The following is a 10,502-nucleotide window of genomic DNA, read 5'->3' on the forward strand; positions in this document are numbered from 1 at the left end:
TCTAATCACAATGGTTTGCCGCCTGGCGAATGCATTCGAACCGCATGTATTCCTACAGCTCGATGATCGCCGGGTACTTGCTCCCCCGGGCGCCAGGACAGTCCTTTGCGGTGTCTTGTTTCGGCGGATCCCGATGCGCAGCTAGGTGTCGCGCCGGCCGAGGTAGCCGGCGAAAGGGGCTCGGTAGATCGCCTCCGAGGAAGGACCGCATCGCCGGGTCCTATGCGTGCTTAGCTTTTTGTTCAACCACTGATATTGGAAGGCCGCTTCAACGCCTGCTTCCACGGAATCCCCCAGCTTGAATTGCGCTTTCACCGAGATCTGCGTTCCAAACCAGGTGTCACAGGCGACGAGCGGTGCCGTGATCGCGGCGTGGCTGGAGGGCAGGCGGATCATCAGAGGATTGCCCCTTTCCTGGTGGAGGCTCCGTGGGAGGTGATCACCCGCGCGTGCCCTCGTCTACCGGCCCGCGCCAGTGCGGGGCCTGCGAGCAGTGTGAGCGGCGGAAGCCGCCCTCGGCGGGCGGCCGGGGCACGGCCGTTTGCGTACACCGGGCTGTCAGCTGGCAGTGGACTGCTCGAACGCCTGGCGTGCGTCGTTCAGGACCCTCTGCCAGGAGGCAACGTCTGGCCGGCGGCGCAGCAGGGCCCGGCGTTCGCGTTCGGTCATACCGCCCCAGAGGCCGAACTCGATGCGCTCATCGAGTGCTTCGGCCAGGCACTCGGTACGCACCGTGCATCCGGTGCACACTGTCTTCGCCCGGTTCTGCGCGGCGCCCGGGGCGAAGAGTTCGTCGGGGTCGGTGCTCCGGCAGGCCGCGTATTCGGCCCATTGTGCCCTGGTCATGGCTCGCCCTCGGCTTCCCTCGACGACCCTACGTTGCCTACCTGACACAACGTTCACAAGCTCCGGTTTGCTCACCACCGTGTGTGCAGGAGTACGGGCGGGCCCGGGTGGTGGGCAGTGGTGGTGTGTTCTCGTACGGAGTGTGTTCGGGCGGGAGATCGGCCGTAGCGGGCTGACATGGGTAGCACCGCGCAACACACCAGGGACCAAGGGAGCGTGCACCGCATGCCCGACACCGCCGCCACATCCATTCCAACCTCAGCTGGCAGAAGGACATCGAGGAGCAGATCGCCAGGCTGCAGGAAACTCTTGGGCAGCTTCAGGCGGACGAGAAGTGGCTGACCGAGCAGGTGGCGCTGGCCCCGGCCCACCCCGACACCGCGGCGGCGGCACCTCGGGCTGCTGAGGGCGGCACTCCTGCGCCGGTCGAGCCGGAGGAAGCCGCCGTCCCCGAGCCGCGGCAGGAGGCCGACTCCGCCACCGGCCAGAAGAAGGCCGCGAAGAAGGCTCCGGCCCAAGACGGCCCCTGGGGCGACGGCCACCCAGCAAGCTGCCAAGGCTCCGGCGAAGAAGGCCGCCGTCGCGAAGAAGACGGGGAAGGGCAGGGCGAGGGATGGCGCACCGATGCCGCCGCGAAGGTCCAAGGCCGGGTCACCGGGACCATGGTCAGTGCCCAAGTCCGTGTGCACCTTCAAACCGTCAGTCTTCACTTTGGCCGAGTGCGACGTCGAGATTGGCCCGGAGAATGGCCACGGTCATCGGGTGGTCGTTCCCCAGGGTCTGCACCGCATCGTCGAGAGCCTGCTTGTACAAGGGGATGGCGCGGTCCAGGTCTCCCGCCCGCTCGAGGGCGACGGCCAGGTTGTAGCGGAAGGTGATGGTGCTGGGGTGGCCGCTGCCCAGGCTCCGCACTGCACCGTGGAGCGTCTCCTGGTACGTGCGGATGGCGCGGTCCAGATCGCCGGCCGACTGGTAGACGGCGGCCAGGTTGTTCCGGAAGGCCAGGGTGTCAGGGTCGCCCGGGCCGTGTATCCGCACCCGGTCTTGCAGAGTCTGTTCCAGCAGAGGGATGGCACGGTCGAAGTCTCCTGCTGACGCGTGTGCTTCGGCCAGGCTCGTGCGTGAGGCCAGGGTCCGCGGGTCGTCGTTGCCCAGGATCCGTTCGGTGTCTGTGAGGACGTCCTCGTACAACGGGATGGCGCGGTCCAGGTTTCCGGCTGACTGGTGGGTGTGGGCCAGGTTGTAGCGCAGGGCGAGGGTGTCGGGGTGGCCGTTGCCCAGGATCCGCACCGCGTCGTCCAGGGCCTGTTCGTGCAGCGGGACAGCCCGTTCCGGTTGCCCGGCGGCTTCGTAAGCGGCGGCCAGGTTGTTCCGGAGGGTCACCATACGGGGGTGGTCGTTGCCGAGGATGCGCACCGCTTCGTCCAGTACCTGTTCGTGCAGCGGGATGGCGCGTTCCGGTTGCCCAGCGGACTGGTAGGCGGCGGCCAGGTTGTTCCGTGAGGTGAGGGTGTCAGGGTGGTTGCCCCCCAGTACCCGCATTCGGTCCTTCAGAGCTTGCTCGTGATAGACGACGGCACGGTCTACTTCCCCCGCAGAGCCGTAGGCGGCGGCGAGATTGCTGCGGGACATGAGGGTGTCAGGGTGGTCCCTCCCCAGTATCCGCATCCGGTCCTGGAGAGTCTGCTCCTGCAAGGAGATGGCGCGCTCCGAATCCCCCGCGGCCTCGTAGGCGGCGGCAAGATTGCAGCGTGCGGCAAGAGTTTGGGGGTGGTCATTCCCCATGATCCGCGCCGCATCGTCTGCGCCCTCTTGGTGGAGGGAGATGGCACGGGCCTGATCTCCTGCGAGCTGGTACGCGCCGGCCAGGTTGTTGCGTGAGGTGAGGGTGTAGGGGTGATCTCGGCCCAGGACCCGTATCCGGTCCCGCAGGGTCTGCTCGTGGAGGCGGATGGCACGCTCCGCATTTCCTGCCGACTGGTAGGCGGTCGCCAGGTTGTTGCTCGATACGAGAGTCTCGGGATGGTCCCGGCCCAGCATCCGGACCCTGTCCTGCAGGGTCTGCTCGTGGAGGTGGATGGCCCGTTCGACATCCCCCGCGGACTCGCATGCGACGGCCAGGTTGCTCTGCGAGGTCAGTGTTTCGGGGTGGGTAGCGCCAAGGACCCGTTTCGAGGCAGCCAGGGCACGCTCGAAGTACGCGATCGCGCGGCCGCTCGCCCCTTGATCGTTGAGGAACAGTCCCACTTCGTTCAGGACGGTCGTGGTGTCGAAGGTGTCGGTGTCGGCAGGCGCGTGGCGGGCCAGCGCATCAGTATGGGGGGCAAGGCGACGCCAGGCGGGCCAAGTTGCGGGGTCCTCGCAGCCGGGTGGCAAGGCGTTCAGTAGGAGTGTGGTCGCCTGGCGGCGAGCCTGGTCGATCAGGCGCGGAGCCCGATGAAGATCATCGGGGTCGGAGGTGCGGGCCAGGGCTTGGACAAGACGGTGGACGGCCAAGGAGCTGGTAGCGGGGTCTGCGGTGGCCATGCTGTAGGTGGTGAGCAAGCCGAGAGCGCTGGTGACGACAGGTGCGTCGGCTGTGCGGTTGAGTAGCGTTGCGGGAATGTGGTCGGGCACGTACCAGGCCAGGACGCGCAAGAGGTCGGTGGCCAGGGGCTGGATCTCTTGAATGCGGTCCAGGGTCAGGTGCCAGATGCGGGCGATGGTGCGCTCGGCCTTGGTGACGCCCGCGCCGCCGGCCTTGTACATGTCGGCGGGGTACTGGGCCAGGAGGCCAAGGTAGCCGCCCGGAGTCAGCAGCGGGCTCTGTGCGAGGTAAGCGGCAGCCTGCTCGATGGCCAGTGGAAGGTGTCCGAGTTCGGCACACAGCTCGCCGGCGCCGTCCATGTCCCGCGGTCCACTCGCGTTGGTGGCGATGCGGGTGAGCAGTTCCAGGGATTCCGCCTCGTCGAGCACATCCAAGCGCACGACGGTGGTGGCGGCATGCCAGACGGTGGCGAGCCGGCTGGTGATCAGGAACCGTCCGGTAGCGGCACGGGTGAGCAGCGGCGCGATGTCCTCGGGGTCGTTGACGTTGTCGAGGATCACCAGCCAGCCGCTATGAGTGGCCAACCACTGCAGGGCGCGCTCGGCAAGCATCTTCTCCGGCAGCGCCTGCGCCAGAAGCGGCTGCAGGTCGGCAGCCAGGTCGGCCAGGCCCTGCTGCACGGAGGCCGCGCTGTCGGCAGCGATCCAACGGATAGGCGCGTAGCCGGAGCTGCGGGCGCGGGTGGCCGCCCAGTGTGCGGCCAGGCTGCTCTTGCCGATTCCACCGAGTCCGTGGACCGCCTGCACCAGTGCCGCGCCCGGCGCGGCGAGCGCATCGTCGAGCTGGTCGAGTTCTGCGCCACGCCCGATGAACACCCCGCGAAAGGGAATGTTGTCCAGCCCAGGCGGGGCGTCCACCTCAGCCGGCGGCCGCAGTGCTTCGGGCGGCACGGCCACCGCCTGCGCATTGTCACCTGTCTGAACGACCCCGAACAGATCGCCGGCGACAGCAACCGACCGCACGCCGGAAGCCTCGGCGACGGAAAGCCTGGTGCCCTCGCCCGGCAAGCTGTCCCCGACCCGCCGGCGGCTCTTGCGCCTGCGGAACAGGGGCGTCACGGTGCGGTTCCGTCATGCGTGTCGCCGGTGGAGAGGCGACCGTTGTTGTCACCACCCATGGCGATCGAGCGCTCTCCGGAAGCGCTCGCGTTCCCCGGCCCTGCGCTCGGCACCGGGGGAGAAGAAGGCGTCCCCGGGCGGGGAGGCGCAGCCGGTCCGTGGGTGTCTCCTGTGGATATGTCGCCGCTGCTGCTGCCCCCGACAGCTACAGCACGTGTGCCGGACGCTGTCGCCGACCCAGCTGCAGACCAGCGACTACTGGCGAAACCATTGCCCCACATGCCTGCCACGCTTGCCACCGCGGCTCCCACCCCGCAGGCCACCGCCCATCGCACCGCCGGATCCTTCATCACCGACGCCAGCACCCACGCTCCGCTGATCCACGTACCCGCCGTGAAGGCAACGACGGTCACGGCGACGGCCACGCCCCATCTGCCGAATCGACTCACTTCCCACCCCCGGCCGGATCGGCCCAATGCCCCTACGATGGCACCAACGGCGGTGTCATATAAGTGTTTTGACTACCATTCCGGCAAAAATGAGCAAGCCTGGGGTGTCAGAACGGCTCACAGGAGGCGTCATGCCCCAGCCGACCGATCCGGTGTCCGTGCGGCAAAGCTTGCCCCGTCAGCCGCCCGAAGGATGCCACCGGGTTCGTGATCCTGCCCCGCCGCTGGGTGGTCGAGATCTGTCAAGCACAGTGCACTCATGGAGTCTGTTGCTCTGCCGTGTCGGCGGTCTCGGTCCAGCTGCGGCGGCTGTACCAGCCAGGCGGTCGGGTGCGGCGTTCGCGGAGTTCGGCGAGTTCTCGCTGGTCGGCGCGGGCGATGAGCCGGTGGGGCCAGCAGCTTTCCCGGCGAGTGGTGATCCAGCCGCGGTCGATCCAGGCGTAGAGAGTGGAGGTAGTCATCTCCAGCTCGGCGGCCAGGTGCTTGAGCCACCACTCGTCCGGGCCGGGCTCCTCCCCAGGTGGTGCGGGGCGATGCCGGTGGACACGGCCCGCGGGGCAGGCGAGGCGGCGCATGAGGTCGCGGACGGTGGCCGCGGAGATACGCTTGCCGCCCTTCGCGGGCCGGAAGCCCTCGGCTTCCAGGCGGTGGGCGATCCCAGTGGCGCCGATGCCCTGGCCTGCGAGTTCGCGGATCCGATCGGTCAGTTGTGGGTAGTAGCTGAGCTGTTCCAGCCGCTGGACCGGGCGGGTGACCTCTTGAGCCGTGGTGGTCCCGCCGGCCCAGATGATCGTGACCTTCACCTGCTCGCTGGTTCCGAGCACGGTGACGATGACCTTGTCGACGACCGCGCGGATGATCTCTTTGCGGTCTGCTGTCGTGGTGCTGTTCGCATGCCATAGACCCTCGATGTCGCAGGCCAGGGCGGTGATGGTCTGCCGCTCAGCCGGAGTGAGGGTGTGCGGACTGCTGCGGGTGAAGCGGTCGTACTCCTCGCGGAGCCGCTGCTGGGCGGCGAGTGCGTCCTCCCACTCCTTCTCCAAGTGGCGCACGACCAGGCGGTTCTCCGGTTCAGCGAGGTGATGGCTGCGGCGGGCCCGGTCGGCGACGTGCGCGGCGCGTTCCAGCCGTTGCGACCACAGCCGTTCCAGCTCGGCCCGCTCGGCCAGGACCTGGTCGGCCGCGCGCAGGGAGACCTCGACGGCAGCGGGCGTCAGCGCCGCGAGGACCTGTTGCTCGACGAAGGCGTCCACGCAGGCGGAGTTGAGTAGCTGGCAGCTCTTCTGCGCACCGTAGTTGGTCACGTCCCGGGCGCACACGTACTCGGGCAGAGCCTTGCTGTGCTGCGTGTGGTAGCGCACGCTCATGCGCCGGTTGCAGCGTCCGCAGTGCACCAACCCGGCCGTGAGCGCGGGGCCGCCTCGGACCGTGCCCATGGCTTCGGCGCGGGCACGGTTGGCCGCCAGTCTCGCCTCGTTCGCCTCGAACTGGGGGATGGTGATGTAGGCGGGCAGGACATTCGGGATCATCACATGCCATCCGTCCCGGGAGCGGACGACCCGTCCGGTGCTTGGCCGTGCCGGGTCCTGGCGGCGCGGGTCGACCCGGCGCCGCCCGTAGGCGTAGATCCCGGCATAGGCGGGATTGTGCAGCAGGGTCTGCAGCGTCATCCGGTTCGGCCTTCGCCATTCCAGGGTGCCCTTGTCCGGCCCCTCCCGCAGCCGGATGCCCAACTGGATGTCGTTCTCGACGAGATAGCGCAGCACACCGTGCAAAGTGCCGAGCCGCTCGAACTGCGCGAAAATCAGGCGGATCACGGTCTGCACCTGCTCGTCCGGATCGAGGGCGACCTCCCCTGACGGGCGGCGGACATAACCGCTGGGCAGGGCGAAGGCCAGCTCGCCGCGGCGGGCCTTGTTCAGGCGCCCGCTCCACATCCGCTGCTTGATCAGGTGAAGCTCGGCCTCGCTCATCGTGCCCTTGAGCCCCAGCAGCAGCCTGTCGTTGTACTCGGCCGGGTCGTAGACCCCGTCGGTGTCCGCCAGCACCGCACCCGATAGGGCACACAGCTCGATCAGCTGATACCAGTCCCTGCCGGAGCGGGCCAAGCGGGACATCTCGATCCCCAGCACCAGACCGACGTGGTCCAGCCCGATCTCGGTGACCAGACGCTGGAAGCCGGTCCGGGCCACCGCACTCGACCCCGACTTGCCCAAGTCCTCGTCGATCACCAGGACCCGGTCCATCTGCCAGCCGAACCCGACCGCCCGGTCCACCAGGGCGTACTGCAACCGCGTCGACTCCTGGTGATCGACGAGCTGCTGGCGCGTGGACTGGCGGATATAGATCACCGCGAGCCGCTGCAGGTGACGGTCGTCGATCTTGCTGCCAGGCCGCTCCCACGGCATCACCGAGGTCATCGCCGGTCCCGCTCACTCGCCAGCGCGGCGGCCGACAACGCGCGGCTCGCCAGCCGCACCAACTGCCCCACCACCGCCTGCCGGTTCACCTCCGGCAGTGCTACCCACACCTGCCCGTCCGGCACCGCCGGAATCCTTCTCTGGGGCCGACGTCACTGTCGTCTCGCATGACGACCCGTTCCCCTCGTCGCTCAGCCGGCCCCGCAACCGTCGGGCCACAGCGGCCAACCGCTGCAGACCCTCACGGCCGATTATCGGCGTTCGCTCGCTGCCTTGACTATCCATAAGCGCAGTGTGGTTGGGCGATCGAGAGGTCGCTCGTCTGGATCATGCACGCCCGCCGTCACGCCCGAGTGCCTCGGCCGCGCTAGGACGGGGGCCCTGAGGACGGGCGGGCGTTCGTGTGCAGGGCCGCCCCTGACGGGGGCAGAGACGGCCCTGCGTCTCTCCAGCGCCGCACCCCCCGATTCGCCGTCGTCGGGAACGCTGGAGGTCTTTCCGTGCCCGGCACGTCGGCGTGCGACGGGCACGGAGGTCTAGCGCAGCTGTACTGGCAGATACAGGTCGCGGGTCCGATGCGCCGCCCACACGGATGCCGGAGCTTCGGCGGTTGCATAGCCGACGCATGCAGCACAGTTGGCGTGCTCCGGAGGGATCAGGCGGGGATGCTGCTCTGCCACGTGGATGGCAAAGCCGAGCATCGAGGTGCCACACGCGCCAGTCGGTGGACGGGGCTGTGAGGGAACTGGCCTCCACCGCACTACTGATTGCTTTGGCCAGGTCGTCGAGGAGGGTTACGCACTGGTCGCAGTCCAGCATGGCGCGGGGCGGTGTCGGCCACGTCAGCTGGTCCACACGAACCCCTCAGCGTCCGTGATGGACTTCTTGCCCCTGTAGTGATCAACATGGCGTTTGTCCGCGTGGGGCGGCCGGGTGCAGAACCCGCGCTGGCCGGGATGCCACTGCCCGCAGTAGCCGGCCTCCCTCGCCCCGGGCGCAATCGTGGGCACAGCAGTTGTCTTCGGAGTCATCGGCGGCACTCCCTCTGCAGCCGGTACAGGCCGCGGCCAAGGTCGCAGTCCGCCGCCGTATCAGCGGCCGCGCACAGCGGGCAGAACGAGCCGTGTTCGAGCATCGCCCGGTGCGCACGGTCGGCGGTGCAGGGGTGGCAGCCGCGGGGGAACCAGCGCACCCCGTCGAGGTGGTCCTGCTGCTCACCGAGGTCTATGGCGGTCTCGGCGGTCAGGTGCAGGCCGCACCAGACGCAGCCGCGGCCGCGGGCCCGGTCGTCGGGTAGGTCGTCCAGCTCCGGCAGATGCTCGGCCAGCGCGGCAAGCACCATCGGCGCGATGTTCGTGGTGGCGCTCACGCTGCTGCTCCTCGTGGCTGGAGGGCCTCGGCCAGTCGAATGGCCACGTCGGCCCGTATGCGGCCGAGTTCGACCAGGGCGAGGGAGGGCGTTGCTGGGTCGACAGCGAGGGACGGCAGGACGATCCCTGCCTGATCGAGCGCGGCCCGGAGAGACTCCACAGCCGCGAAGGGGTCGACGTCGGCGTCTCGCGCCGAGGGTGCAGAGGCCATATCGGGACGGTAGGAACGGCCCGGTGGCGGGCACCATGACAGTTGCGCGAAGTTGCACACTCGGCCACGCGAGTTGCGTCGTGTTGCGGAAAAGTCTCACGCGAACCACCGCCAGAGCACCCTCACCTCGTAGACGCTGGCAGTCCCACCGGTACGGCGAAGGGAAGTAGCTATGGCACGTCGACTGCGCTTCAACGGCACGGGCAGCGGGGTCAACGGATGCCCGTCCGTCCACGAGGATCTTGACACCGGGGAAGTCATCGTCCATGGGTCTGTGCTCACCGACCCCGACGACGTTGCCCAGCTGCGCCACCTCGGGGAGGGTGAGGTGCCCGTCGTGGTACCGCGTGAGCTCCTCGTCGACTTCGGCCCCAAGGAGGTCGACCGTGTGCCGGACATCATCAGCCTGGACGAGTTCGACCAGCTGTTCACGCGGTTCGAGCACACCGCCTGGCGTGGACTGGGACGGTGTCGACGCCGCATGGTGCGCCGAGCGGCGCGAACAGACCGCGCTGGGCAAGAGGTTCGAGCGGGTACGCGTCGTCGACAGCCCGCCCACCAGGGGCCAGCTGTATCTGCTCGACAACGCGCGCCGCAACAGCGCGGTGGGCGAGACCATCTGCAGCCTCCGCCGGGCGGACGCCGACCGCGTGGGTCTGCCGCAGGAAGACTTCTGGATCTTTGACTCCAGGCTGGTGGCGCTGCTCAACCTCGACGACGCCGGCAACCTCGTCAACGTCGAGCTGATCAGGGAGCCGGCCGCCGTGCTGAGGTACGCCATGGCCCGCGACGCGGCGATGCACTACGCAGTGCCGTACGAGGAGTTCGCGGCGCAGCTGGCCGCAGCAGAGTAGGCAGGAGCGTCACCGGTGAGTACGGACTATCAGCAGGCACGCGAGGCCCTCGGAGCACGCCTCCGGGAACTTCGGCTGTCAGCGCCTGATGGCCGGCTCACCGGTGCCCAGCTCGCCGAGCAGCACGGGTGGAACAAGTCGAAGGTGAGCCGCCTGGAGAACGGCCGGCAGACACCTACGTCTGACGACCTGCGCCGATGGGCGGAGGCCACGGGCCAGCCCGACATCTACGACGAACTCCTTGCCCGCCTCCGGGGCTTCGAGTCCCACATCCGGTCGTGGCGGCGGCAGCTGGCCGCCGGGCACAAGGCGGTGCAGGACACCCACCTCAATGCGCACGCGGATGCCACGGTGTTCCGCGGTTGGGAACCCGCCATGGTCTTCGGGATCCTCCAGACTCCGGACTACGCCCGGCACATCTTCACCCGGTACGCCGAGCTGCAGCGCACGCCGCGCGACACGGAGGAGGCCGTCCGCTCCCGCATGAGGCGGCAAGACGCGCTGTACGACTCGGAGAAGCAGTTCCACCTCCTGCTCTGGGAGCCCGCGCTCCACGCCCTGGTCTGCCCGCCCTCGGTCCTCGCTGCCCAACTTGACCGTCTCGCAGGCACGGTGGGGCTCGACACTGTGGAGCTGGGGATCATCCCCCTGTCCTCGTCGGTCAAGATCCCCCCGGCTACCGCCTTCTGGCTCTACGACGACCGACA

General features: G+C 68.5%; 7 protein-coding genes and 1 pseudogene. 2 read left to right on the plus strand and 6 right to left on the minus strand.

Features of this window, described 5'->3' with window-relative positions; all coding sequences use genetic code 11:
* Nucleotides 1-141: 141 nt before the first annotated feature.
* From ABZ471_RS45725 to ABZ471_RS45750, 6 genes are all read right to left on the minus strand, one after another.
* Nucleotides 142-396, minus strand: a complete 255-nt coding sequence (locus ABZ471_RS45725; protein ID WP_359075080.1) for a hypothetical protein — start codon at nt 394-396, stop codon at nt 142-144.
* Between the two features lie 162 nt (nt 397-558).
* Nucleotides 559-846 carry a WhiB family transcriptional regulator gene (locus tag ABZ471_RS45730; protein WP_359075081.1) on the minus strand — a complete coding sequence of 96 codons (288 nt, stop codon included), beginning with the start codon at nt 844-846 and terminating at the stop codon, nt 559-561.
* Between the two features lie 699 nt (nt 847-1,545).
* The gene (locus ABZ471_RS45735; RefSeq protein ID WP_359075082.1) at nt 1,546-4,491 is read right to left on the minus strand and encodes a tetratricopeptide repeat protein; all 2,946 of its coding nucleotides are present in this window, start codon (nt 4,489-4,491) and stop codon (nt 1,546-1,548) included.
* Nucleotides 4,492-5,197: 706 nt separating this feature from the next.
* The gene (locus ABZ471_RS45740) at nt 5,198-7,360 is read right to left on the minus strand and encodes a recombinase family protein (protein ID WP_359075083.1); all 2,163 of its coding nucleotides are present in this window, start codon (nt 7,358-7,360) and stop codon (nt 5,198-5,200) included.
* Between the two features lie 1,027 nt (nt 7,361-8,387).
* Nucleotides 8,388-8,729, minus strand: a complete 342-nt coding sequence (locus ABZ471_RS45745) for a hypothetical protein (RefSeq protein WP_359075084.1) — start codon at nt 8,727-8,729, stop codon at nt 8,388-8,390.
* On the minus strand, nt 8,726-8,941 hold the full coding sequence (locus tag ABZ471_RS45750) for a hypothetical protein (RefSeq protein WP_359075085.1): 216 nt from the start codon (nt 8,939-8,941) through the stop codon (nt 8,726-8,728). The genes ABZ471_RS45745 and ABZ471_RS45750 overlap by 4 nt, the downstream gene beginning before the upstream one ends.
* Before the next feature lie 172 nt (nt 8,942-9,113).
* On the opposite strand from ABZ471_RS45750, the pseudogene ABZ471_RS45755 reads away from it, so the two are divergent.
* Together ABZ471_RS45755 and ABZ471_RS45760 are read left to right on the plus strand one after the other, a co-directional pair.
* Nucleotides 9,114-9,795: pseudogene (locus tag ABZ471_RS45755) on the plus strand (DUF6879 family protein).
* A 15-nt stretch (nt 9,796-9,810) separates the two neighbouring features.
* Nucleotides 9,811-10,502, plus strand: a 692-nt coding sequence (locus ABZ471_RS45760) for a helix-turn-helix transcriptional regulator (protein ID WP_359075086.1), incomplete at its 3' end; no start/stop codon positions are given.

Origin of the sequence: Streptomyces sp. NPDC005728 (assembly GCF_040630895.1) — a bacterium.
Classification (GTDB): domain Bacteria; phylum Actinomycetota; class Actinomycetes; order Streptomycetales; family Streptomycetaceae; genus Streptomyces.

What these genes read in the sequence shown, in the direction of transcription:
- ABZ471_RS45725 (WP_359075080.1), bottom strand. Translation starts at nt 396, where the DNA reads ATGATCCGCCTGCCCTCCAGCCACGCCGCGATCACGGCACCGCTCGTC.
- ABZ471_RS45730 (WP_359075081.1), bottom strand. Translation starts at nt 846, where the DNA reads ATGACCAGGGCACAATGGGCCGAATACGCGGCCTGCCGGAGCACCGAC.
- ABZ471_RS45750 (WP_359075085.1), bottom strand. Translation starts at nt 8,941, where the DNA reads ATGGCCTCTGCACCCTCGGCGCGAGACGCCGACGTCGACCCCTTCGCG.
- ABZ471_RS45740 (WP_359075083.1), bottom strand. Translation starts at nt 7,360, where the DNA reads ATGACCTCGGTGATGCCGTGGGAGCGGCCTGGCAGCAAGATCGACGAC.